Source organism: Aminobacter sp. AP02, assembly GCF_003148805.1.
Lineage (GTDB): Bacteria > Pseudomonadota > Alphaproteobacteria > Rhizobiales > Rhizobiaceae > Aminobacter.
Map to the genome: position 1 here is coordinate 1 of NZ_QGGX01000027.1, position 24332 is coordinate 24332.

Annotated in this window: 27 protein-coding genes; 17 read left to right on the forward strand and 10 right to left on the reverse strand. The window is 63.6% G+C overall.

Annotated features, from left to right (window positions below):
- Positions 1–114: 114 nt before the first annotated feature.
- From C8K44_RS24255 to C8K44_RS24295, 9 genes are all read right to left on the reverse strand, one after another.
- Positions 115–1446, reverse strand: coding sequence for a folylpolyglutamate synthase/dihydrofolate synthase family protein (locus C8K44_RS24255; protein WP_109578349.1), 1332 nt, complete (start codon positions 1444–1446; stop codon positions 115–117).
- Between the two features lie 41 nt (positions 1447–1487).
- Positions 1488–2411, reverse strand: a complete 924-nt coding sequence (gene accD, locus C8K44_RS24260) for an acetyl-CoA carboxylase, carboxyltransferase subunit beta (RefSeq protein ID WP_109578350.1) — start codon at positions 2409–2411, stop codon at positions 1488–1490.
- A gap of 36 nt (positions 2412–2447) precedes the next feature.
- Positions 2448–3287 carry a tryptophan synthase subunit alpha gene (gene trpA, locus C8K44_RS24265; RefSeq protein WP_109578351.1) on the reverse strand — a complete coding sequence of 280 codons (840 nt, stop codon included), beginning with the start codon at positions 3285–3287 and terminating at the stop codon, positions 2448–2450.
- A 2-nt stretch (positions 3288–3289) separates the two neighbouring features.
- Positions 3290–4540: a tryptophan synthase subunit beta gene (gene trpB / locus C8K44_RS24270; protein ID WP_109578352.1), complete on the reverse strand. Its 1251-nt coding sequence runs from the start codon at positions 4538–4540 to the stop codon at positions 3290–3292.
- 28 nt (positions 4541–4568) lie between these two features.
- Entirely contained in the window at positions 4569–5228 is a 660-nt protein-coding gene (locus C8K44_RS24275; RefSeq protein ID WP_109578353.1) for a phosphoribosylanthranilate isomerase, read from the reverse strand.
- Between the two features lie 168 nt (positions 5229–5396).
- Positions 5397–6155: a M48 family metallopeptidase gene (locus C8K44_RS24280; protein WP_109578354.1), complete on the reverse strand. Its 759-nt coding sequence runs from the start codon at positions 6153–6155 to the stop codon at positions 5397–5399.
- 87 nt (positions 6156–6242) lie between these two features.
- Positions 6243–6683, reverse strand: a complete 441-nt coding sequence (locus C8K44_RS24285; RefSeq protein WP_109578355.1) for a DUF2852 domain-containing protein — start codon at positions 6681–6683, stop codon at positions 6243–6245.
- A gap of 120 nt (positions 6684–6803) precedes the next feature.
- The gene (locus C8K44_RS24290) at positions 6804–7946 is read right to left on the reverse strand and encodes a benzoate/H(+) symporter BenE family transporter (protein WP_109578356.1); all 1143 of its coding nucleotides are present in this window, start codon (positions 7944–7946) and stop codon (positions 6804–6806) included.
- A 4-nt stretch (positions 7947–7950) separates the two neighbouring features.
- Positions 7951–8724: an alpha/beta hydrolase gene (locus tag C8K44_RS24295; protein ID WP_109578357.1), complete on the reverse strand. Its 774-nt coding sequence runs from the start codon at positions 8722–8724 to the stop codon at positions 7951–7953.
- A gap of 199 nt (positions 8725–8923) precedes the next feature.
- Here C8K44_RS24295 and infC point away from each other — a divergent pair, with 199 nt between their 5' ends.
- The 12 genes from infC (at position 8924) to C8K44_RS24355 (ending at position 18893) form a co-directional block, all read left to right on the forward strand.
- Positions 8924–9460, forward strand: coding sequence for a translation initiation factor IF-3 (gene infC / locus C8K44_RS24300; protein WP_109578358.1), 537 nt, complete (start codon positions 8924–8926; stop codon positions 9458–9460).
- Between the two features lie 165 nt (positions 9461–9625).
- Positions 9626–10246 carry an isoprenylcysteine carboxylmethyltransferase family protein gene (locus tag C8K44_RS24305; protein WP_109578359.1) on the forward strand — a complete coding sequence of 207 codons (621 nt, stop codon included), beginning with the start codon at positions 9626–9628 and terminating at the stop codon, positions 10244–10246.
- Between the two features lie 208 nt (positions 10247–10454).
- A complete protein-coding gene (rpmI, locus tag C8K44_RS24310) occupies positions 10455–10658 on the forward strand; it encodes a 50S ribosomal protein L35 (RefSeq protein WP_055981974.1) in 204 nt (67 codons plus the stop codon).
- A gap of 36 nt (positions 10659–10694) precedes the next feature.
- Complete coding sequence (gene rplT, locus C8K44_RS24315; RefSeq protein ID WP_109578360.1) at positions 10695–11096, forward strand: 50S ribosomal protein L20; 402 nt, start codon at positions 10695–10697, stop codon at positions 11094–11096.
- Positions 11097–11209: 113 nt separating this feature from the next.
- Positions 11210–12295, forward strand: coding sequence for a phenylalanine--tRNA ligase subunit alpha (gene pheS, locus C8K44_RS24320; RefSeq protein ID WP_109578361.1), 1086 nt, complete (start codon positions 11210–11212; stop codon positions 12293–12295).
- Positions 12292–12723 (forward strand): ASCH domain-containing protein, encoded by a 432-nt coding sequence (locus tag C8K44_RS24325; protein WP_109578362.1) that lies wholly within the window; start codon positions 12292–12294, stop codon positions 12721–12723. Before pheS ends, C8K44_RS24325 begins: the two co-directional genes overlap by 4 nt.
- Positions 12720–15125, forward strand: coding sequence for a phenylalanine--tRNA ligase subunit beta (gene pheT / locus C8K44_RS24330; protein ID WP_109578363.1), 2406 nt, complete (start codon positions 12720–12722; stop codon positions 15123–15125). The genes C8K44_RS24325 and pheT overlap by 4 nt, the downstream gene beginning before the upstream one ends.
- A gap of 16 nt (positions 15126–15141) precedes the next feature.
- Positions 15142–15744: a nucleotidyltransferase family protein gene (locus C8K44_RS24335; protein ID WP_109578364.1), complete on the forward strand. Its 603-nt coding sequence runs from the start codon at positions 15142–15144 to the stop codon at positions 15742–15744.
- Between the two features lie 67 nt (positions 15745–15811).
- Positions 15812–16399 (forward strand): cytochrome b, encoded by a 588-nt coding sequence (locus C8K44_RS24340; RefSeq protein WP_109578365.1) that lies wholly within the window; start codon positions 15812–15814, stop codon positions 16397–16399.
- 66 nt (positions 16400–16465) lie between these two features.
- Entirely contained in the window at positions 16466–17044 is a 579-nt protein-coding gene (locus C8K44_RS24345) for a YceI family protein (RefSeq protein ID WP_109578366.1), read from the forward strand.
- 90 nt (positions 17045–17134) lie between these two features.
- Entirely contained in the window at positions 17135–18121 is a 987-nt protein-coding gene (locus C8K44_RS24350; RefSeq protein WP_109578367.1) for a Gfo/Idh/MocA family oxidoreductase, read from the forward strand.
- Positions 18122–18197: 76 nt separating this feature from the next.
- Complete coding sequence (locus tag C8K44_RS24355; RefSeq protein ID WP_109578368.1) at positions 18198–18893, forward strand: spermidine synthase; 696 nt, start codon at positions 18198–18200, stop codon at positions 18891–18893.
- Between the two features lie 55 nt (positions 18894–18948).
- Here the strand turns inward: C8K44_RS24355 and C8K44_RS24360 are convergent, their stop codons facing one another.
- Positions 18949–19758, reverse strand: coding sequence for an undecaprenyl-diphosphate phosphatase (locus C8K44_RS24360; protein WP_109578369.1), 810 nt, complete (start codon positions 19756–19758; stop codon positions 18949–18951).
- A 161-nt stretch (positions 19759–19919) separates the two neighbouring features.
- Here C8K44_RS24360 and C8K44_RS24365 point away from each other — a divergent pair, with 161 nt between their 5' ends.
- From C8K44_RS24365 to C8K44_RS28005, 5 genes are all read left to right on the forward strand, one after another.
- A complete protein-coding gene (locus tag C8K44_RS24365; RefSeq protein WP_109578370.1) occupies positions 19920–20612 on the forward strand; it encodes a glutathione S-transferase family protein in 693 nt (230 codons plus the stop codon).
- Positions 20593–21750: a tRNA epoxyqueuosine(34) reductase QueG gene (queG, locus tag C8K44_RS24370; RefSeq protein ID WP_109578371.1), complete on the forward strand. Its 1158-nt coding sequence runs from the start codon at positions 20593–20595 to the stop codon at positions 21748–21750. Before C8K44_RS24365 ends, queG begins: the two co-directional genes overlap by 20 nt.
- Positions 21747–22661 (forward strand): SDR family oxidoreductase, encoded by a 915-nt coding sequence (locus tag C8K44_RS24375; RefSeq protein ID WP_109578372.1) that lies wholly within the window; start codon positions 21747–21749, stop codon positions 22659–22661. The genes queG and C8K44_RS24375 overlap by 4 nt, the downstream gene beginning before the upstream one ends.
- 84 nt (positions 22662–22745) lie before the next feature.
- Positions 22746–23843 (forward strand): penicillin-insensitive murein endopeptidase, encoded by a 1098-nt coding sequence (gene mepA / locus C8K44_RS24380; RefSeq protein ID WP_109578373.1) that lies wholly within the window; start codon positions 22746–22748, stop codon positions 23841–23843.
- Between the two features lie 82 nt (positions 23844–23925).
- On the forward strand, positions 23926–24309 hold the full coding sequence (locus tag C8K44_RS28005) for a methylglyoxal synthase (RefSeq protein ID WP_281063010.1): 384 nt from the start codon (positions 23926–23928) through the stop codon (positions 24307–24309).
- Positions 24310–24332: the final 23 nt, after the last annotated feature.

A 24332-nucleotide genomic window follows, 5' to 3' on the forward strand; every position in this document is an offset into this window, starting at 1 on the left:
ACCGGTTGAACCGATGGAGCCTGCCCGGAAACCGCCCTCCCGTCACTTCTGGATCGGGAGAGTGGCCGGAGCCCCAATCATCCGATCTTTTTTGTGTCCAGTTCTTACCTGCCCTCAGGTCGGAGGCGTGCCGTTTTCAGCGAGCACCTCGCCAGCCAGATAGAGCGACCCGCCGATCAGGATGCGTGGTGCCGGCTCCTTCTCGTCCCAGGTGTCGCGCAGCAGCATCAGCGCATTGGCAACCGAGCTCACAGGCTCGGCGGACAGCCCGGCTTCGCTCGCCCGTACCGCCAGCTCCTCGTTGGGTACGCCAGCGTCGCTCATCGTCACCGGTACGGTGTAGACATGGCGCGCCATGCCGTGGAACGGACGAAAATAGCCGGTCTGGTCCTTGGTATTGATCATCCCGGCGATGAGGAACAAAGGCCGCGGGAATTTCTCTTCCTGTTCGGTCAGTGCTTCGGCGATGACTGTGCCGGCACCCGGATTGTGGCCGCCGTCGATCCAGATTTCGGCCCCCTTTGGCCCGAGGTCGCTCAGCTTGCCTTGCGGCATGCGCTGCATCCGGCCGGGCCAGGCAACCGTGGACATCGCCTTGTCGGCAGCGCGTTCGCTGATTGGGAAACCAGCCGCGCGGACACCGGCGATCGCCGCCGCCGCATTGGCGAACTGGTGCCGGCCGGGAAGCCTTGGCTGGGGAAGGTCCATCAGCCCGTTCTGGTCCTGGTAGACCATGCGACCGTTTTCTTCGAAGGCGACGAAATCCTGGCCGTAGACCTCGAGCGGGCAGTTTAGGCGTTCGGCGGTGTCGATCAGCACTTGTTGCGCTGCCTCGGTCTCCTGGGCGCCGATGACAACGGGGCAACCGCGCTTGATGATGCCTGCCTTTTCGGCGGCTATCAGCTCGACCTTGTCACCGAGATAGGCCTCGTGGTCCATCGAAACCGGCATGATGACCGACACTGCCGGCCGCTTGATGACGTTGGTGGCGTCGAAGCGCCCGCCGAGCCCGACTTCGATGGTGCAGGCGTCGGCCGGGTGTTCGGAAAACAAGACGAAGGTGACGGCGGTGAGGATCTCGAAGACGGTGATCTTTTCGCCGCGATTGGCCTCGCCGACGCGCCTGACCGCATCGGCCAGCACATCGTCGGCGACCAGCTTGCCGCCGCCGGGCGCGGCCAGGCGATAGCGTTCATGCCAGTTCACCAGATGCGGCGAGGTATGCACATGCACCAGAAGCCCCGACGCTTCGAGCAGTGCCCGGGAAAATGCCGCGCACGAGCCCTTGCCGTTGGTTCCGGCGATGTGGATCACCGGCGGCATGTGATCCTGCGGATTGCCGAGCCGCTCGAGCAGCCTGGAAATCCGGTCGAGCGAAAGGTCGAAACCCTTCGGGTGCAGCGCCAAAAGGCGCTCGATTTCGAGATCGGCTTCGAGCGTGGTCATGGCAATCCCCCCGGCTTCAACGTCGTGCTAGCCGCGAGGCATCAGGCCTGTGGGCGGCGTTCCGGCACCGGCACCACCGGCGGCAGGATGTCGGCCTCGGCCGCCTTGGCGGCAACCGGCGCCTTGACCAGGATTTTCACCAGGTTCGCGACCGTCGACTTCATTTCCAGGCGCGACACCACCATGTCGACCATGCCGTGATCCATCAGGTATTCCGAGCGCTGGAAGCCCTCGGGCAGCTTTTCGCGGATCGTCTGCTCGATGACGCGCGGGCCGGCGAAGCCGATCAGCGCACCCGGCTCGGCAATGTGCACGTCGCCCAGCATCGCGTAAGAGGCTGTGACGCCGCCGGTCGTCGGGTTGGTCAGCACCACGATGTAAGGCAGGCCGGCCTCCTTGAGGCGGTCGACGGCAACAGTGGTGCGCGGCAGCTGCATCAAGGACAGGATGCCCTCCTGCATGCGCGCGCCGCCCGAAGCGGCAAACAGGATCAGCGGCCGCTTCTTTTCAAGTGCCACGTCAAAAGCGCGGATGATGGCATCGCCAGCGGCCATGCCGAGCGAGCCGCCCATGAAGGCGAAATCCTGCACGGTGACGACCACGGGCAGGCCTTCGATCGTGCCGGTGCCTGACAGGATCGCGTCTTCCATGCCGGTCTTGGCCTTGGCGTCCTTCAGGCGGTCGACATAACGCTTCTCGTCGCGGAACTTCAGCGGATCGGTGACGACCTTCGGGTTCTCGACGACGTCGTAGCGGCCTTCGTCGAAGAAGAAGCGCAGCCGTTCCTTGGCCGAGATCTTCATGTGATGGCCCGACGAGGGGATCACATACTGGTTTTCCTCGAGGTCCTTGTGGAACACCATCTCGCCGCTCTCGGGATCCTTGATCCAGAGATTTTCGGGCATTTCGCGGCGGCCCAGCATCGAGTTGATCTTGGGGCGAACGTAGTTGGTAATCCAGTTCATGGCAGAAGTCCTCTTCGAGCCCAGGACATGGGATATTTATTGGGCGGTAGCAAGGCGTGCGGCGCGAATGCCCTGGGACAAGCCAGTGACCAGCGTTGCCACGGCCTCGGCCGGATCGGCGGTTTTCTCGCCCTTCGGCCCGATGACGTTGGCAACCGCATTGACGATCGCCGTGCCGACAACCACGCCGTCGGCGGAAGCGCCGATGGTCCTGGCCTGCTCGGCGGTCTTGACGCCGAAGCCGACGCAGACCGGCAGGTCGGTGTGGGCCTTGATGCGGCTCACCGCTTCGGCGACCTTCGACGTGTCGGCAAGTGCCGAGCCGGTGATGCCGGTCATCGAGACATAATAAACGAAGCCAGAGGTGTTCTCGAGCACCTTGGGCAGGCGCTTGTCGTCGGTCGTCGGCGTCGCCAGGCGAATGAAGTTGATGCCCGCCTTCAGTGCCGGAATGCACAGCTCGGCATCCATCTCCGGCGGCAGGTCGACAACGATCAGCCCGTCGATTCCGGACGCCACCGCGTCCTCCAGGAAGCGGTCAACGCCGTAGATGTAGATCGGGTTGTAGTAGCCCATCATGACGATCGGCGTTTCATTGTCGTCCTTGCGGAATTCGCGCGCCATCTGCAACGTCTTCTTCAGCGTCTGGCCGGCCTTCAGCGCGCGCAGGCCCGCGGCCTGGATCGCCGGGCCATCGGCCATCGGGTCGGAGAACGGCATGCCGAGCTCGATGATGTCGCTGCCAGCCTTGGGCAGCGCCTTCATGATCGACAGCGACGTTTCGTAGTCGGGGTCGCCGCCCATGAAATAGGTCACCAGTGCCGGGCGTCCCTCGGCTTTGAGCTTTGCCATGCGGCGGTCGATGCGGGTGGTCATGATCAGATCTCCATACCCAGCATCTTGGCAACCGTATGCACGTCCTTGTCGCCTCGGCCGGACAGGTTGACGATCATCACCTTGTCCTTGCCCATCGTCGGGGCGGTCTTCACCGCATAGGCGATGGCGTGGGCGGATTCGAGCGCCGGGATGATGCCTTCGACCTTGGTGGTCAGTTGGAATGCGTCGAGCGCCTCGTCGTCGAGGATCGGCTGGTAGTCGACGCGACCGGTGTCGCGAAGCCACGAATGCTCGGGGCCGACGCCGGGATAGTCGAGGCCGGCCGAGATCGAATGGCCGTCGAGGATCTGGCCGTCGTCGTTCTGCAAGAGATAGGTGCGGTTGCCATGCAGCACGCCGGGCCGGCCGGCATTCATCGAGGCGCAATGCTCGATGCCGTCGAGGCCACGGCCACCGGCCTCGATGCCGACGATCTTGACGCCGCGGTCGTCGAGGAAGGGATGGAACAGGCCAATCGCATTGGAGCCGCCGCCGACGGCTGCCACGATCATGTCGGGCAGGCGGCCTTCCTGTTCGAGGATCTGGGCGCGCGCCTCTGTGCCGATCACCGACTGGAAGTCGCGGACGAGTTCCGGATAGGGATGCGGGCCGGCGGCGGTGCCTATCAGGTAATAGGTGTCGTGCACGTTGGTGACCCAGTCGCGCAGCGCCTCGTTCATGGCGTCCTTCAGCGTGCCGTGACCAGCGCTGACCGGGCGCACTTCAGCACCCAGAAGCTTCATGCGGAAGACGTTGGGCTTCTGCCGCTCGACGTCGGTGGCGCCCATATAGACGAAGCACGGGAAGCCGAACCGCGCGGCGACCGTGGCCGACGCCACGCCGTGCTGGCCGGCACCCGTCTCGGCGATGATGCGGGTCTTGCCCATGCGCTTGGCCAGAAGGATCTGGCCCAGGCAGTTGTTGATCTTGTGCGAACCGGTGTGATTGAGGTCTTCGCGCTTGAAATAGATTTTTGCGCCGCCCCCGAGGCCCTTCGCCGAGGAAACGTCACGAAGATGACGGGTCAGGCCTTCGGCATAATAGAGCTTGGAGGGCCGCCCGGCATAGTGGGTCGACAGATCGGCAAGCTCTGCCTTGAAGGCCGGATCGTTCTTGGCCTCGTCCCAGTGGCGCTGGAGTTCGAGGATCAGCGGCATCAGCGTCTCGGCGACGAAACGTCCGCCGAAAATGCCGAACATGCCCTGTTCGTCGGGCCCCGTACGGAAGGAATTGGGCTCAGTCGGCTTGTTCACGGCCGATCTCCTTGCGGCTGGAGGCTGGTCAGGCGGCGCTGCGGTCGCTAGCTGCCCGGACGGCCCTGAAGAAATTTTCGATCAGCGCCGCATCCTTGACGCCCGGAGCGCTTTCCACGCCCGAGGAAATGTCGATGCCGGGCGGGTTCGCGAGCCTGAGGGCGTCGCCGATATTGGCGGCGTTGAGGCCACCGGAAAGCATGTAATCGACGGAGGCGTCAAGGGCTGCGAGCAGCCGCCAGTCGAACGACACGCCATTGCCGCCGGGCAATTCGGAGCCGGCAGGTGGCTTGGCGTCGAAAAGCAGGCGGTCGGCGACGCCGACATAAGGCGCGATCGCCTCGAGATCGCCTGCCTCGCGTATGGAAAAAGCCTTCATGACGGGCAGGCCGTAGCGCCCCTTGACTTCGGCCACGCGTGCGGGCGTCTCCTTGCCGTGCAGCTGGATCATGTCGGGCGCAATCTTGGCCACGATCTCGTCGAGGAAGGCGTCATCGGCATCAACTGTCACTGCGACGGCCTTGGCCTTGCCGCGCGCTGCCTCGCGCAGCCGTCCGGCTTGCTCTGGCGACACGTTGCGCGGGCTCTTGCCGAAGAAGATGAAGCCGACATGGCTCGCGCCGCCGGAAAGTGCAGCGCCAAGCGCCTCATCAGTCTTGAGGCCGCAGATTTTGATGTCGAAAGCCATGAAGGCGGGATTGGCACGAAAAGGCGGCGAAGTCGAGGAAAACAGCGAAGGGATCGAGTGGGAGTAGCGAATAGTGAGTAGTGGGCCGGCAAGTGGCCGCTGCATCACGCAGAGCTGATCCTGCCTTGTTCACCACTCTCTATTCGCGACTCCCTACTCCCCATTCGCTCACTCGAACTGTATCGCCTGCAGCGCACCGCCATTGCGCTTGAGCCAGGCCTTGCAGCGTTCGGTGTCGGGGCAAAGCTCCTCGCACAGCTTCCAGAATTTCGGGCCGTGGTTCATCTCTCTCAAATGCGCCACTTCATGGGCGACGAGGTAGTTGATGACCGGCGTGGGCGCCATCATGATGCGCCAGGAGAACGACAGCACCCCGTCCGACGTGCACGAACCCCAGCGGCTCGACGTATCGCGAAAACGGATCGCCTTGGCGCGGCAGCCGGCGGACTGGCAGTGCGTTGCCACCATCGCCTCGATATCGCGCTTGGCCTCGCGCTTGAGGAAATCGGCGATGCGGCGCGGCAGATGTGCCCGGTCGCCATGGACCAGAAGCGTCGGGCCGCTTTCGTCCTGGGACTGGCGCACGGTTCCGCGCGTCCCGCCTTCATGGATGACGAGATGCGGCACCCCGCGAATGGGAATCTTGATGCCGGGGCGCACCTGCGGACGGTCAGGCACCTTGGCGAGGCGCTGTTCCAGCCAGCCCTGATGGCGGTCAAGGAAGCGGTCGACCTCGCCCTGGCGCAGGCCGGGTGGCACGGTGATGCGCAGGCCGCGCCCACCGGCATCGATGCGCAGCGTCAGCCGCCGTGCCCGGTCGTTCTCGACGATCCTGAGTGGCAGCGTGCGGCCCGCGACGACGTGATCCCGCTCCTGGACGGGCGCAGGTGCTGGCTTTGTCAGCTTGCGGAAGAAGCCAAAGGACATGTGGCGAGACTAGATGATTCGAGGAAAATCGGAGCAAAGAAACGGCGCCGCGTTACGGCGCCGTTGGCATTCAGCGATGAGGCCACCTCAGTCGTCGAGCAGGCCCGACTTGCCGCCCTTCTTGGGCGTGACGGTCGGTGCTGTCGGCTTGTGGCGGTTGGCCATGAAGCGGTCGAAGTCGTCCTGGTCCTTGGCCCGGCGCAGTTCGCGGGCATAGGCGTCGAATTCTTCGCGCATCTCGTCGAGCTTGCGACGCTCTTCGTTCAGGCGCTCGAGTTCCTTCTCGCGCCAGTCGTCGAAAGCGACGTTGCCGGTCTGGGCGTTTGCCCGGTAGGAAGCCTTGCGGCAGCCGGCGAAGAAGCCGTCCGTCGTACGGTTTACGTCGCGCTTGAAACCTTCAAGCCGGTCGCCCCAGATGATGTAGGCAAGCATGGCTAGGCCGAGCGGCCAGAACACCATGAAGCCGATCACCATCAACGCGATGGTTGCCGGCGTCCAGGCCGGACGGATCAGTGCAGTCGTGTTCATTGTAGTTTGCCGTTCCTTTGTTCGAGGCAGCCGGGGAAAAAGCTGCTCCAAACGACATGGGAACGAAAAAATAGCGATTCAAGACGATGTCGGGTGAAACCGGACAATAGCTTGGAAAGCCTAGCCTTTTTTGATGCTCTCGAGCACCAGTACGACGAGGCCCGCAACCAGCCCCCAGAACGCCGAGCCGACACCGAACAGCGTCAGCCCCGAGGCGGTGACGGCAAAGGCGGTCGTCGCGGCCATGCGGTGGTGGTCGTCCTTGAGTGCGATGGCGAGCGCATTGGCCAAAGGCGCCATCAGCGCGAGGCCCGCCACCAGCACGATCAGGCTCTGCGGCAACACAGCGAAGATCGCCACGAGCGAGGCACCGAAGGCTGCGAAGATGACATAGGCGAGCGCGTAGAACGGCCCGGTCTTCCAGCGTTCCTTCATGTCGGGATGCACGTCCGGGCCGGTGCAGATCGCCGCTGAAATCGCCGCGAGGTTGGTCGTCAATGCGCCGAACGGGGCCGACAGCACCGAAAACAACCCGGTGACGCCGATCAACGGTCCGGGTTCTGGGTGGTAGCCGGCGGCGCGCAGCACGGCGAGGCCCGACAGGTTCTGCGACGCCATGGTGACGAGATAGAGCGGCAGCGCCAAGCCGATGATCGCTGCGACCGAAAACTCCGGCGCGATCAGCGTCAGCGTCGAAAGTTCCGGCACAGGCAGCCCGCCAACGCGTCCGGTGAGAAAAGCGGCAAGCCCGCCACCGACGAGCACAACCAGCACCGAAAGAGCCGGATTGTAGAGCCGGATAAGGAAGAATGCTGCGATCAGCGGCAAGATCAGCCAGGGATCCACGGGGATGGTTTTCACCGCATTGATGGCAAAGGTGACCACGATACCGGCGAGCATGCCGGAGGCGACCGATGCCGGTATGCGCGAGATCAGCTGGGTCAGCGGCTTGATCAGCCCGGTCAGCACCAGAAGCACGCCGGTGACCAGGAATGCGCCCACCGCTTCGCCGATGGTGAAGCCACTGCTCGCTGCGATCAGTGCCGCGCCCGGTGTCGACCAGGCGGTGATGACAGGCATCTTCGTGCGCCAGGACAGCCAGACGGTCTCGAATGCCATGGCCAGGCAAATGGCGGTGACCCAGCTCGCCGTCTGGACCTGCGAGGCGCCGACCGCGTTGGCGGCGGCGATGATGATGGCAAGCGTGCCACCGAAGCCGACGATGGCTGCGACAAATGCCGAAATCGGGATCGAGGCGCGCATCGGATCAACCAGCCCGCTGGATCATTTCGCCGACCGCGCGGGTCATGAGCTCAAGATCCTGGGGCCGCGACAGGCGATGGTCGCCGTCCGGCACCAGAGACAGCGTCGCGTCGTCGGCGGGCAACAGGCTCATCAGTTTCAGCGCGTGGCTGTGCGGCACGTCCGGATCGACCAGACCTTGGATGATGTGAACCGGGCAATGCGTATGGATCGGCGCCCCCATGACCAGGTTCTGCCGTCCGTCCTCGATCAGCGCGCGCGTGTAGATGTAGGGCTCGGGCGAATATTCCGACGGCTCCTCGAAATAGCCCTTCTCCACCAGGTCACGGCGCTGCGCTTCGGTCAGCTGCGGCTCGACCAGTTCGGCGGTGAAGTCGGGTGCCGGTGCAAGCAGCACGAGACCGGCGACGCGATCGCCCTCGCCCGCCTTGTTGAGCTCGGCGTTCATCCGTAGCGCGATCCAGGCGCCCATCGACGAGCCGACAAGGATCTGCGGTCCGCGCGTGAACTGGCGAAACACCGCCAGGCTCTCACCGAGCCACTTCGAGATCGTGCCGTCGGCAAACCTTCCGCCCGACTCGCCGTGGCCGGAGTAATCGTGACGCAGGAAGCTCCGGCCTTTGTCGGCGGCCCAGCCGGCCAGGGTTTCGGCCTTGGTGCCGAGCATGTCGGAATTGTAGCCACCGAGCCACACGACACCGGGCGTTGCGCCGTCCGTATGCCTCACGGCGATGCTGGTGTTGTCGACCTCAATGAACTCTGGCGCGCTTGCAATCATGGCTGCTCCCCTCGCACGGACTTGTGGCACAGCCGCCACGACACGGAAAGTACCCGACAAAAACCTTATTTTGGGGCAGTTCGCATGCGCACAAGCAGGTGATTTGTTGCGATTGCTGTGTTATTGACATCGCCCGCGCGCTACCCACATTGGCGCGTCAGACATTCAACAACGTCAATGGCTCGAGGAGACCACGACCATTCGCAGACCTTTTAAAGCAGCCGCGCCTACCAAGGACGGCCCGCGTTCCAACCGTGACATCCGGGTTCCCCGGGTCCAGCTGATCGACGTCGACGGTTCCAACCGTGGCGATGTTTCCATCAACGACGCACTCCTGGCCGCCGAAGAGGCAGGCCTCGATCTCGTAGAAATTTCCCCCAACGCCACGCCGCCCGTCGTCAAGATCCTTGACCTCGGCAAGCTGAAATACGCCAACCAGAAGAAGGCGGCCGAGGCGCGCAAGAACCAGAAGGTCATCGAGATCAAGGAGATCAAGATGCGCCCGAACATCGACAGCCACGACTACGAGACCAAGATGAAGGCGGTTCGCCGCTTCTTCGAGGAAGGTGACAAGGTCAAGCTGACGCTGCGTTTCCGTGGCCGCGAAATGGCGCATATGGAACTCGGCATGCAGCTTCTCAACAAGGTTCGCGAGGAAACTGCAACCATCGCCAAGGTCGAAGCCGAGCCCAAGCTCGAAGGCCGGCAGATGATGATGGTGCTCGCGCCACGTTGATCGGCTGACGCCGCGTCGACCGACATATTCTACTGCTCTTGCGCGCCCTTTTGGGCGCGCGGTGCTTTCATGCCCAGGCATTGGGCCAGGGCAACATCATCCTGAAAGGTGCCGACACATCTCGCCTGCGGCCATGCAGGGGATGCTGCTGGCGGTTGGAATGCCATGAATGAGAAGAGCGATCTGGGCAGGTACCAGAGCATGCGCCGGCTCGTGCTGGCCGTCATGATCATCGTCATGTTTGCCGCGCTTTTGTTCGGGCAATCGACCTTTCCGCCTGATACCACCGTTCACGAGATTGTCGAGATGGCCGGCATCCTGATGATCTTTCTCGGCATTGTCGGCCGCTTGTGGTGCACGCTCTATATCGGGGGGCGCAAGTCGGGCGAGATCGTCACCGGCGGGCCATACTCGATTACCCGCAACCCTCTCTATGTCTTTTCGACATTGGCCGCCGCCGGCGTCGGCGCGCAAATGGGCTCGATCGTTGCGACCTTCGGTTTTGCCGCACTCTGCGCCCTGTCCTTCCACTTCGTCATCCTGCGAGAGGAAAAGCACCTGTCGTCGCTGCTTGGGCCGGAATATCAGGCCTATGTCGCGCGGGTGCCGCGGTTCTTCCCGAACGTCTCGCTCTATCAGGAGGGCAACACCGGTAGCTTCAACCCGCGCATCCTGCTGACGACCCTGCTTGACGGCCTGGTTTTCCTGGTGGCACTTCCGGTGTTCGAGCTGATCGATCATGCCCAGGTGACGGGCGCCCTGCCGGTGTTGTTCCGCATCCCCTGACGGGCCGAAATTCGTTGCAATTGCCGCAGTTGCGGGTGTTGCGCATTGTCACGCTTGCGCGTATATAGCCGCGTCCAAGAACCGCCCGGCAGGGCATGCCGTGGCGGTTTCATTTGCTTTTCGGGCTTTGGTCGGCCTGAAAACAACAACATGAAGGGTTTCAGGGCGCCTTTGGGTGTCGGGAAATTCCGAAGAACGGAGTAGCAAAATGCCCAAGATGAAGACCAAATCGGCTGCCAAGAAGCGGTTCAAGATCACCGCGACCGGCAAGGTCCTGGCGGCTGCCGCTGGCAAGCGCCATGGCATGATCAAGCGTTCCAACAAGTTCATTCGCGATGCCCGTGGCACGATGGTTCTGGCTGAACCGGACGGCAAGAAGGTCATCAAGAATTTTCTGCCGAACGGCCTCTGAGCCCCGGCCTGGACAGCGTTTTAAGGAGATCATGACATGGCACGTGTAAAGAGGGGCGTAACTGCCCACGCCAAGCACAAGAAGGTTCTCGAGCAGGCCAAGGGTTTCTACGGCCGCCGCAAGAACACCATCCGCATTGCCAAGCAGGCGGTTGAGAAGTCGAAGCAGTACGCTTACCGCGACCGCAAGAACCGCAAGCGCAATTTCCGCGCCCTGTGGGTCCAGCGTATCAACGCAGCGGTCCGCGAGCACGGCCTGACATATGGCCGCTTCATCGACGGCCTGAACAAGGCCAACATCGAGATCGATCGCAAGATCCTCTCCGACATGGCCATCCACGAGCCGCAGGCATTCGCCGTGCTCGTTGCCAAGGCCAAGGTTGCTCTTGAGTACCTCAAGAACACCACCCCGAATGCTTTTGAAAGCGCTGTTGCTTAACCAGCGCCTTCCCAAGCATAACTGACTTGATTTGGGAAACCCGCGCTGGCACGGCTAGCGCGGGTTTTTCTTTGCAGCAACGAAGGGCCGCTGGGCCGCAACGGAACTGGACCATGAGCGATCTTGAAACTCTCGAACAATCGCTGCTGAGCGATATCGCCTCCGCCGCCGACGAGCAGGCGATCGAAGCGGTGCGCGTCGCAGCCCTCGGCAAGAAGGGCTCGGTCTCGGAGATGCTGAAGACCCTGGGTGGCATGAGCGCCGAAGAGCGCCAGACCAAGGGCCCGGCCATCAACGGCCTGAAGAACCGCGTCACCGATGCGCTGTCGGCCCGCAAGAGCGAGCTGCGCGACGTCGCCATCACCGCACGCCTCGTCGCCGAAAAGGTCGACGTCACCTTGCCGGTGCGCCAGTCGCCAGCCGAGCGCGGCCGCATCCACCCGATCAGCCAGGTCATCGACGAGATCGCCGCGATCTTCGGCGACCTCGGCTTCTCGATCGCCGAAGGTCCCGACGTCGAGACCGACCACTACAATTTCACCGCGCTGAACTTCCCCGAAGGGCATCCGGCGCGCGAGATGCACGACACCTTCTTCTTCCCGCCGGACGCGAATGGCGAGCGCAAGCTTTTGCGCACCCACACCTCGCCGGTGCAGATCCGCACCATGGAGACGCAGAAGCCGCCGATCCGCATCGTCATTCCAGGCAAGACCTATCGCCAGGATTCGGATGCCACGCACTCGCCCATGTTCCACCAGGTTGAGGGCCTGGTCATCGACAAGACCGCCAACATCGCCAACATGAAGTGGGTGCTGGAGGAGTTCTGCAAGGCGTTCTTCGAGGTGCCCTCGGTCAAGATGCGCTTCCGCCCGTCCTTCTTCCCGTTCACCGAGCCGAGCCTCGAGGTCGACATCCAGTGCGACCGCTCGCGTCCCGGCGAAGTGCGCTTCGGCGAAGGCAATGACTGGATGGAGATCCTCGGCTGCGGCATGGTCCACCCGAACGTGCTGCGCCATGGCGGGCTCGATCCGGACGAATACCAGGGCTTTGCCTGGGGCATGGGCATCGACCGCATCGCCATGCTGAAATATGGCATGCCTGACCTGCGCGCCTTCTTCGACGCCGACGTCCGCTGGCTGCAGCACTACGGCTTCCGCCCGCTCGACATGCCGACCCTGTTCGGTGGCCTGAGCGCATGACCCTGGCGGCCGACCGATATGCCGGCGCAGTGACCTTCGCCTTCGGCGACACCCCGGAGCTTGCGGACGAGCTTCTGGCGCTGGTGCTGTCCGGCAGGAAGACCGCGACCTGCGGCGCCTTGCGCGACTATGGCGGCGCCGAGCCGGTGCCCGAGGTCGGCCGTAGGGATGTCGTGCTCGACGGGGCTGGCCGCCGCGCCGCGGTCATCGAAACCGTCGAGGCGATCCAGCGTCGCTTCGATGAGGTCGATGCCGAGTTCGCCGCTGCTGAAGGCGAGGGCGACCTGTCCTATGAATATTGGCGCGAGGCACACGAGTCCTATTTCGCCCGCAATGGCGGCTTCTCGCCTGACATGATTTTGGTTTGTGAGCGGTTCCGCGTGGTGGAAGTGCTCGACCGCAACGACACGAAACGAGTGAACCCATGAAATTCACCCTCTCCTGGCTCAAGGACCATCTCGACACCGACGCTTCGCTTGAACAGATCGTCGAGCGGCTGACCTCGATCGGCCTCGAAGTCGAATCCGTCGACGACAAGGCAAGCCTAAAACCCTTCGTCATCGCCAAGGTACTGACGGCAAGCAGGCATCCCGACGCTGACAAGCTGCAGGTACTGACGGTCGACACCGGCGACGGCACGCCTGTGCAGGTCGTCTGCGGCGCCCCCAACGCGCGTGCGGGCCTCATCGGCGCTTTCGCCGCCCCCGGCGCCTATGTGCCTGGCATCGACGTCACGCTGTCGGTCGGCAAGATTCGCGGCGTCGAAAGCCACGGCATGATGTGCTCCGAGCGCGAACTGCAGCTGTCGGACGAGCACAACGGCATCATCGACCTGCCGGCCGATGCGCCTGTGGGCACGTCCTTCGCCGCATACGCCCATCTCGACGATCCCATGATCGAGATCAATTTGACGCCGAACCGTCCCGACGCCACCAGCGTCTATGGCATCGCGCGCGATCTCGCCGCGTCCGGCCTCGGCACGCTCAAGGACGGCGCGGTTGCGCCGATCAATGGGGAAGGCGACTGCCCGGTCAAGGTGACCATCGAGGCCCCCGAGCTCTGCCCCGGTTTCGCGCTCAGGCTCGTTCGCGGCGTCAAGAACGGCCCCTCGCCCAAGTGGATGCAGCAGCGCCTGATTGCTATTGGCCTGCGCCCCATCAATGCGCTGGTCGACATCACCAACTATGTCACCTTTGATCGCGGCCGGCCGCTGCACGTCTTCGACGCCAAGAAAGTGGCTGGCAACCTCGTTGTCCGCCGTGGCCGTGAGGGTGACAAGGTGCTGGCGCTCGATGGCCGCGAATACGCGCTGACGCCCGAGATGTGCGTCATATCAGATGACAACGGCGTCGAATCCATCGCCGGCGTCATGGGCGGCGAGCATTCGGGCTGCGACGAGAACACGACCGACGTGCTGATCGAGTCCGCGCTGTGGGCACCGCTCAACGTCGCCCGCACCGGTCGCACGCTCGGCATCATCACCGATGCGCGCTATCGCTTCGAGCGCGGCGTCGACCCCGAATTCATGGTTCCCGGCGTCGAGCTGGCGACCAAGCTGGTGCTGGAGCTCTGCGGCGGCCAGCCGACGAACACCGATGTCGTTGGCTATGCCGGCCATGAGCCGAAGGTCGTCTCCTTCCCGCTCTCAGAGGTCAAGCGCCTGACCGGCATCGAGGTCGAAAAGGCCGAGAGCCTGGATATCCTCACTCGCCTTGGCTTCGGTATTACGGGCAATGGCGACGTCGTCGACGTCTCCGTGCCGTCCTGGCGTCCCGATGTCGACGGGAAGGCCGATCTGGTCGAAGAGGTCATGCGCATCCACGGCGTCGACAACATCGCGCCGCAGCCGCTCGGCGCGCATGACGCAGTCAATGGCAAGATCCTGACCACGCTGCAGATCCGCACCCGCTCGGCGCGGCGCGCGCTGGCCGTGCGCGGCATGATGGAGGCCGTTACCTGGTCGTTCATCCCGGCAAAGCACGCCGAGCTGTTCGGTGGCGGTCAGCCTGAGCTGAAGCTGTCGAACCCGATCGCAGCCGACATGTCCGACATGCGGCCATCGCTTTTGCCCGGCCTGATCGCTGCTGCCCAGCGCAACGCCGACCGAGGCCTCAGCGATGTGGCCTTGTTCGAGGTCTCGGGCATCTATGAGAGCGACACGGCAGACGGCCAGCGCCGCGTTGCATCTGGTGTCCGCCGTGGCACCGCCAAGCTCGAAGGCTCGGGCCGTCACTGGGCCGGCAATGCTGGCAATGTCGGCGTGTTCGACGCCAAGGCCGATGCGATCGCCGCACTCGAAGCCTCCGGCGCTCCCGTCGACCGACTGCAGATCGAAACCGGCGCGCCTGGCTGGTATCACCCCGGCCGTTCCGGTGTGATCAAGCTCGGCCCCAAGGTCGTGCTCGGTACCTTTGGCGAGTTCCATCCAAGGACGCTCGAAGGCCTCGACGTTTCGGGCCCGCTCTGCGGCTTCGAGGTCTATGTAGATGCGGTCCCCGAGCCCAAGGCCAAGCCGACCAAGACCAAGCCGAAGCTCGAACTGTCAGCCTTCCAGGCGGTCAAGCGCGACTTCGCCTTCGTCGTCGACAAGTCAGTCGAGGCCGGCACGCTGACGCGCGCGGCGCTCGCCGCCGACAAGAAGCTGATCACGGCTGTTTCGGTGTTCGATATCTTCGAGGGCGCGTCGCTTGGCGAAGGCAAGAAGTCGATCGCCATCGAGGTCTCGATCCAGCCGCAGGAAAAGACGCTTGCCGACCAGGATTTCGAGGCACTGGCCGCCCGGATCGTAGAGAACGTCAAGAAACAGACCGGCGGCGCCCTCAGAAGCTGATTTCTGCGAGGCGGCGATGGACCACCTTCGTTATGCAGGCCTGCCGTTCGAGGAGCAACGGCAGGCCTTTTTTGACATCCTTCTGGCCGATCCGCTGGTGCGGGCGGCGCTCGAGGGAGCAACAAGGCTGGCCTTGCCGCAATGGATGATCGTTTCGGGCGTGCTCTACAACAGCATCTGGAACCACCTCACCAGCCGGCCCACGGGCTACGGCATCAAGGATGTCGACCTGTTTTATTTCGACGGATCGGACCTCTCCTGGGAGGCCGAGGACGTTGCCATCCGGCGCGGCGCCGGCATTTTCAAAGATCTGCCGCTGCCAGTCGAAATCCGCAACCAGGCGCGTGTCCATCTCTGGTTCGAGCAGCATTTCGGTTCGCCCCGCCCCCCGCTTGCCTCGACGGCCGAATCCCTTGAGCATTTTGCATCGCGCACCCATTCGGTCGGCCTGCGCTTGAGTGACGACAGCGTTTTGGAGCTTTGCGCTCCGTTTGGCCTCGATGATATCTTTTCGTTCCGCGTGCTGCCGAACCGACGCCACGACAATCGCGCCACGCACGAATCCAAGGGTCGGCGCATAAGACAGCTGTGGCCCGAGGTTTCGGTCGCGGAGTGGTGAGCATTCGCAAAGGAGATACTGTCACCGCACCGGATGAATCACGCCTAGAATTCGTTGTGCATTGGAGATGTCTTCCATGCTGCGCAACACGACCACGCGTTACGGCTGGGCCGCGATCGTCCTTCATTGGCTGATCGGGCTGATCTTTATCGGCCAGTTCGTGCTCGGCTGGGCCATGGTCCGAATCGCCAGCCAGCGCACCTCTTTCGAGTTGATCCAGCTGCATAAATCCTTCGGCTTCCTGCTGCTCGGGTTGGTTCTCATCCGCATCGGCTGGCGGCTTGGCAATGCCAGCCCTGGATTGCCCGAAGAGGTCGGAGCGATGGAGCGCCGGGCGGCCCCGTCGGTGCATCTGGCCCTCTATGCGGCGCAGCTTGTGGTCCCGCTGTCGGGTTGGGCGCTGGTTTCGGTATCGGTGCTGGAGATCCCGTCCATGCCCTTCAACCTGTTCGTCATGCCCAATTTGCCGCTTGGCGTTTCCGAACAGGCCGAGAATTTCTGGATCTTCAGCCACAAATGGCTGGCCTACGCCGCCATTGCCCTGGTTGTGCTGCACATTTTGGCGGCCTTTCGCCACCATTTCTGGCTGCGCGATGTGGTTCTGGTCAGGATGATTTCGCCCTTTGTCGCAAACCGCGCAGGAAAGCCGGAATAGCTGCCGCCGCCGATTCGTTGTTTCCGTGCGTGGCCAGCGAGCCGCGCCATCAGGGAGTACGATGAGATGTCTTTGCGTGTTCTTGGCGTTACAAGCTTCCTAGCCCTTGGTCTGATCGGCGGTACCGCCTCGGCGGTGGCGCTTTCGGAGGCTGCCGGGCGATATGCCATCTCGGCCAATGGCTCGAGCATTCGCTTTGTCATCGGCAAGGCCGGTGGCGGCGGGCTGAACGGTGCTTTTGGCCGCTTCTCGGGCAGCATCAGCATTGACGGCGGCGATATTGGCCGTTCGAAGGTCGACATCACCATCTATCCCGATAGCGTCGGTACCGGCCAAGGCCGCGTCGACGCGTTCCTGAAGTCGGATGCAGTCTTCGACGCCGCAAATTCGCGCCAGATCACCTTCCGCTCGACCTCGGTACAGCGCACCGGCGACAATTCGGCTGTTGTCACGGGGCAATTGACCGCGCGCGGCCGCACTTCCACCGAAAAGTTTCAGGCAGAGCTGCACGGCCTGAAGAACGGGCAACTTCGCTTTCACGTCAGCGGCAAGGTGCTGCGCTCGCGTTACGGCATGGATGTGGGTACACCGATCTATTCCAACATCGTCGATTTCGAGATGAATTTCGCCGCCCGGCGTGCCTGAGCGTGCCAATCTCCGCTGGCATTTTACGCCCCTTTTGCGCACAGTTCGGGTTGGCGGCCGCCAGGGCCGAATTTCAGTTCCGGAGGCGAGATGTTTCGTTGGGGCGTACTTTCGACAGCCAAGATCGGCCGTGAGCAGCTGCTGCCGGCGATCGCCGATTCCGACAATGGCGTGGTTGCGGCCATCGCCAGTCGCGACGTTGCCAAGGCCAAGGCGCTGGCCGACCGTTTCGGTGCGCGCCACGCCTTCGGTTCCTATGACGAGTTGCTCGCGTCAGATGCGGTCGACGGGGTCTATATCCCGCTGCCGACCTCGCAGCATCTCGAATGGGCGGCCAAGGCGGCCGAAGCCGGCAAGCACGTGCTGGTCGAAAAGCCGCTGGCGCTCAAGGCGGACGACATCGCCCCGCTGATCGCCATCCGCGACCGCAAGAAAGTCGTCGTCTCCGAAGCCTTCATGGTCACCTACCACCCTCAATGGCTCAAGGTACGCGATCTGATCGCGTCGGGCGCCATCGGCAAGCTCAAGCATGTCCAGGGTGCGTTTTCCTACTACAACGTCGATCCCAACAACATGCGCAACCAGCTTGATCTCGGCGGCGGCGCCCTGCCCGACATTGGTGTATATCCGACTGTGACGACACGGTTTTCGACAGGCAAGGAGCCGGTGCGGGTGCAGGCAAGCATCGAGCGCGACAAGAAATTCGGCACCGATATCTATTCCAGCGTTCGCGCCGATTTCGGTGACTTCGAGCTGTCCTTCTACCTCTCGACGCAACTCGCCAACCGCCAACTGATGGTCTTCCACGGCGACAAGGGTTTCATCGAAATCCACTCGCCGTTCAATGCCGGGCTCTACGACCATCATCGCGTCGAGCTGCACAATGCCGGCCACAACGAGGCGACGGTGTTCCGCTTCCCCGGCGCGCAGCAGTACCGGCTCGAAGTCGAAACCTTTGTCCGCGCGGCACAAGGCGGCAAGGAGCATGTGTTTTCACTCGAGGAGTCGGTGCTCAACCAGAAGGTCATCGACGCCATCTTCCGCGCCGGCGAACATGACGGCTGGGAGAAGGTCTAAGCTTCATTGCGGTGGGCGATCGTGGAGCGTCATGTTAGGGAGCCTGCGATAACGTCCCGCGCAGAAGGCCACGCCGATGATTCCCTGGATCGTACTCGACACCGCTAAGATTCCGGGCGGCGGCGAACTGCGTCTCAAGCAGCGCGGCAGCGAGTTCTCGATCATGCTCGGCTCCAACGAGCTGATGAACAGTCGCCTCAGCGGCTCCGAGGAGGCGTTGGCGAAGCTCGCCCACGACCGTATCGGCGGCCGTTCGAAGCCGAAGATCCTGATCGGTGGGCTCGGCATGGGCTTTACACTGCGCGCCGCTCTTGCCCTGTTCGGCAAGGACGCCCGTATCGTCGTTGCCGAACTGCTGCCGGAGGTGGTGGAGTGGGCGCGCGGACCGATGGCCGAACTGTCCTTTGCCAGTCTCGACGACCCGCGCGTCGAGGTGGTGGTGGGCGATGTCGGTAAGCTTATCCGAGACGGCGCCGGTGCTTATGACGCCATCCTGCTCGACGTCGACAACGGCCCCGAGGGTCTGTCGCGCGATGCCAATGACAGCCTCTACAACTACACCGGCCTTTACGCCGCCAAGACCGCGCTGAAGCCGGGCGGTGTGTTGACGGTCTGGTCGCAGGGCCCCGACAAATCGTTCTCGCGGCGCCTGCACGAGAGCGGCTTTGTCACCGGCGAGGTCAAGGTTCGCGCCAGCACCAAGGGCAGCGGCGCCCGCCACGTCATCTGGGTGGCGGCCAATGGCGGGGCAAAGGGCGCGCGCAAGGCATGAACCCGGACTGCGAGATCCGGTCTTGGGATCGCGTCATGCGCCGCCAGCAAACGGGCTACCAGCCCCAGGCCAGAAGTGCGATCAACCCGACGCCGCCGACGAGCAGGCGCCACCAGCCAAACAGCGCATAACCGTTGCGCGAGACGTAATCGAGCAGGTGCCGCACCACGAACAACGCGGTCACGAACGCGGCGATGAAGCCGATGCCGATCACCGGCAGGTCGGCCGCCGAGAGGATCTCGCGGTTCTTGTAGAGGTCGTAGGCGAACGCCCCGACCATGGTCGGCATGGCGAGGAAGAACGAGAATTCGGCCGCCGCGCGCTTTTCCACGCCCATCAACAGCGAGCCGACGATGGTTGCACCCGAGCGCGATGTGCCGGGGATCATCGCCAGGCACTGGAACAGGCCTATCCTGAGATAGACCGACAGCGGAAACTTGGTCACGTCGCCGTAACGCGGCTTGAGGTCGAGCTTGTCGAGGAACAGCAGCACGATGCCGCCGAGGATCAACATGGTGCAGATCAGCTTCGGCGATTCAAACAGCACCGTCTTGATGAAATCATGCGCCAGTGCGCCGATGACCGCCGCCGGCAGGAAGGCGATCAGGATGCCCGCGACGAAGCGTTGCGTCTGAGGGTCGCGCGGCAGGTCGATCAGCATCCGCCACAGTCGCGCCCAATAGACAGACAGGATTGCCAGGATTGCGCCCAGCTGGATCAGGATCTCGAAGGTCTTGCCGGTCGAGTTGAAACCGAGGAAATGCCCGGCGAGCAGGATGTGGCCCGTGGAGGACACCGGGATGAACTCGGTGAGCCCCTCGAGCAGGCCGAGCAGCAGCGCATCGATGATTGTCTGGCTTTCCATTCCGTCCCCGCGAGATCGTTCAATCGGGATTGCTTGTCATAGGGCGGAACTCACCCTATAGGTCGGGTCGCCCCGAGAGCCCGGTGCGCCGGGCCCAAAAGCTCTAGCGGCGCGGCAACCGATTCGCCAGAGCGCCATCGATCACGAAATTTCGCAGGACCATGCTGACGCTTTTCCACCACCCAATGTTCGCGACATGCCGTTTCGTCCGTCTGGCTTTCGGCGAGTATGGCGAGGAGCTGGCGCTGATCGAGGAGAAGCCGTGGACCCGGCGCAAGGAATTCCTGGCGCTGAATCCGGCGGGAACGCTGCCGGTGCTGCTCGCCGAGGGTGACGTGCCGATCGTCGGCGCGATGATCATTTCCGAATACATCGACGAGACCCGCGGCGTGCTCAAGCGCGAGCGCCGGCTGTTCGCCGAGGACCCGATGGAGCGCGCCGAAATCCGCCGCCTCACCGACTGGTATCTCACCAAGACCGACAGCGAAGTCACCCGGCATCTGGTGCGCGAGCGCGTGCTGAAGCCGCATATGCCGGAATCGGCCGGTGGCGGCTCGCCCGATTCAGCCGCGATCCGTGCTGCGCGTGCAAATATTCGCCAGCATATGAAATACACCAACTGGCTCGCTGGCACGCGCCACTGGCTCGCTGGCCCGCGCATCACCTACGCAGACCTCGCCGCCGCCGCCGCCCTTTCGGTGCTCGACTATCTCGGTGAGATCGACTGGCGCGAATATTCTTCGGCCCGCGAATGGTACACCAGGGTCAAGTCGCGCCCATCCTTCCGGCCGTTGCTCGCCGACCGGGTACGCGGCCTGACGCCTGCATCGCACTATGCGGACCTCGATTTCTGATACGGCCCTGCGCCAGCTGATCGAGCGCGAAGCCAAGCGCGCCGGCTTCGCCGCCGTCGCCGTCACGCGCCCCGACGCCATTCCGCTGGCCCCTGCCCGCCTCGCCCAGTTCGTCGACGAAGGCCTGCATGGTTCGATGGGCTGGATTGCCGAGACCTTGGAGCGCCGCAGCGAGCCCTCCGTCCTGTGGCCCGAGGTCCGCTCGATCATCGTCCTGGCGATGAATTACGGACCCGACAGCGATCCGCGCGACCTCCAATCCCAAAAGGACTGTGCCGCCATCTCGGTCTATGCCCGCAACCGCGACTATCACGATGTCATGAAGGGCCGGCTGAAGGAGATCGCCGGCAAGATCGTCGCCCGCGCCGGTGGCGACGTGAAGGTGTTCGTCGACACCGCTCCTGTGATGGAAAAGCCGCTGGCGGAGGCGGCCGGGCTTGGCTGGCAGGGCAAGCACACCAATTTGGTCAGTCGCGAATTCGGCTCCTGGCTGTTCTTGGGCACCATCTTCACCACTGCCGAGCTCGAGCCTGACGAAGCAGAGATCGACCATTGCGGCTCCTGCCGCGCCTGCCTCGACGCTTGCCCCACCGACGCGTTTCCTGCGCCCTACCGGCTCGATGCGCGGCGCTGCATTTCCTACCTCACCATTGAGAACAAGGGACCGATCCCGCTCGAGTTCCGCCAAAAGATCGGCAACCGCATCTATGGCTGCGACGATTGCCTTGCCGCCTGCCCGTGGAACAAGTTCGCCCAGGCCGCGTCCGAACAAAAACTGGCGGCCCGCGACGACCTGCGTGAGCCGCGCCTGATCGAGCTTCTGGCACTCGATGACGCAACCTTCCGCACTTTCTTTTCCGGCTCGCCGGTCAAGCGCATCGGCCGAGACCGCTTTATCCGCAACGTCCTGATTGCATCGGGCAATTCGGCCGACGCCGCGCTTGTCGAGCCTTGCCGGGCCCTGCTCGCCGACCCCTCGCCCCTGGTGCGCGGCGCGGCCGTCTGGGCGCTGTCGCGGCTTGTTTCCAGGAAGACATTTTCGGCCCTTGCGCAACTGGCCCTGAAGTCGGAAACCGAAGCAGATGTGATTGCCGAGTGGCAGGTCACGCAAGCTGAACCCGCACGGACGCAGGCATGACCGAGCAGAAAACATTCATCTTCGGCGCCGGCTACTCCGGCAAGGCATTCGCCCGCATGCGCCCTTCTGGCGTTCGCATCGCTGGCACGACCCGCTCGCCCGACAAATTCGCGGGTCTCGAAGCAGCCGGCATCGAGCCTCTTGTCTTTGACGGACAGCTTACTCCGGAAATCAGGGCGCAATTGGCGACGACAACCCATCTGGTTGTCTCCGCCGCTCCCGGCGACGGTGGCGACCCGGTGCTGAACGCCGCCCACGAGGCGATTGCGCATGCCACGCCCTTGCTGCGCTGGATCGGCTATCTCTCGACCGTCGGCGTCTATGGCGACTATGGCGGTGCCTGGATCGACGAGACCGCCGCTTGCCGGCCGAAACCCGGCCGCTCGCAGATGCGCCTCGACGCCGAGCAGGCCTGGCACGAACTCGGCGAAGCTGTGGGGCGCCCGGTGGCGATCTTGCGCCTGTCGGGCATCTATGGCCCGGGGCGCAACGCCTTCGTCAATCTCGAAAACGGCACCGCCAAGCGGCTGATCAAGAAGGATCAGGTGTTCAACCGCATCCATGTCGACGACATCGCGGGCGCGCTGTGGTTCCTCGCCGATGGCGACTATGGCGGGGTCTTCAACGTCACCGATGATGAGCCAGCCCCGCCCCAGGACGTCGTCGCCTACGCTGCCGAAAAGATGGGCGTTGCGCCACCTCCCGAAATTCCTTTCGAGACTGCCCAACTTTCGCCCATGGCGCGGTCCTTCTATGGCGAAAACAAGCGCGTCGCAAACACCGCGATCAAGGCGCTGGGCTACGAATTCCGGTTGCCGAACTATCGCGCGGCGCTGGACACCATGTGGGCCGACGGCAGCTGGCGCGGCGAAGGCGAAAGCGACAGGCGCAGCCCGATCAGGCAGGGCTGAGCGACGAAATGATCGGGGTATGGGTGCCAAAATTTACCTTTCGGTAACCGTGGCAGCCCAAGCTGGCCGAGAGGATCGGGTTCCATGACGGCATTTTTCAGCGGATTTCTTGGCAAGGCAGGGCGGCTCCTCATGGCTGCCGCCACCCTTGGTCTCGTCGGTCTCGACATCCAGTCGGCCAGCGCTTCGGAACTCGCCAAGGACCTGTTCGGCGGCAAGAAACTGCCGGCCGCGACCGCGCCTGCTTCCTATGGCTTCTATTCCAAGGGCTGTTTCTCGGGCGGCGTCGCCATCGCCACCGACGGCCCGACCTGGCAGGCGATGCGGCTGTCGCGCAACCGGCGCTGGGGTCATCCCAAGATGATCGCCCTGATCGAGAAACTGTCCCGCGAAGCTACCCGGGACGGTTGGCCCGGCCTGCTCGTCGGTGACATCTCGCAGCCGCGCGGCGGCCCGATGCTGACCGGGCACGCCTCCCACCAGATCGGCCTCGACGCTGACATCTGGCTGACGCCGATGCCCGACCGCCGGCTGTCGCCGACCGAGCGCGAGAACATGAGCGCGGTGTCGGTGGTCAACGAAAAGACCCACCGCGTCATCGAAAAGCGCTGGACGCCGGCGCACACGCGCCTGCTCGAACGCGCCGCAAGCTATCCGGAAGTCGAGCGCATCCTGGTCAATCCCGGCATCAAGAAGAAGCTGTGCGACACCGTCACCGGCGACCGCTCGTGGCTGCGCAAGGTTCGCCCGTTCTGGGGTCACGACTATCATTTCCATGTCCGCATCGGCTGCCAGCCGGGCTCGCAGGGCTGCAAGGAGCAGGATCCGACGCCGCGCGGCGACGGCTGCGACAAGTCGCTGGCCTGGTGGTTCACCGAGGAGCCATGGCGTCCGGCAACCGGACCGGCCAAGCCCCGGGCGCGCGACATCATGACCATGGCCAGCCTGCCCAAGCAATGCCTTGCCGTGCTCAATGCGCCCTCGCCCGTCAACGAAGCCGCGGTGACCTATCACGGCAAAGGTGGTGCGCCGACGGCGGTTGTCGCTGCTCCGGAACCCGAAGCTGTAGCCCCCGGCAAGCCTGTCATTTCGCAGCCCGGCGTGCCGGCTACGGCAAATGCTTTCGCACCCAGGCCTTCGGGGGACATTCCGTTGCCACGGCCACGGCCGACAAACAACTGATGCTGCAAGGGGTGGTGCTTCCAATGGAGCGGAAATCCGTCTATGGATTTCAACCGATTTAACTTATTCGGGCGCCCCGAGAGTGACACCAGCCTTGCGTCTCGCACTGATCGCTCATGATGAGAAGAAGGACGACATGGTCGCCTTCACCGGCGCTCATTCCGAATTCCTCATGACCTGCCACATCGTAGCCACCGGCACCACCGGCCAGCGCGTGCTGGCGGCCTGCCCCGGCCTCAACCTGACGCCGTTGAAAAGTGGTCCGCTCGGCGGCGATCAGCAGATCGGCGCGCTGATCAGCGAGGGCAAGATCGACCTCTTGATTTTCTTCGTTGATCCGCTGACGCCGATGCCGCATGACGTCGATGTGAAGGCATTGATGCGGCTTGCCATCGTCTACGACATTCCCATGGCGTTGAACCGGGCGACGGCCGAGATCATGCTGGAAAACCAAGAGAACGGCTGAACGCCGACGCGGGGACGAAACCG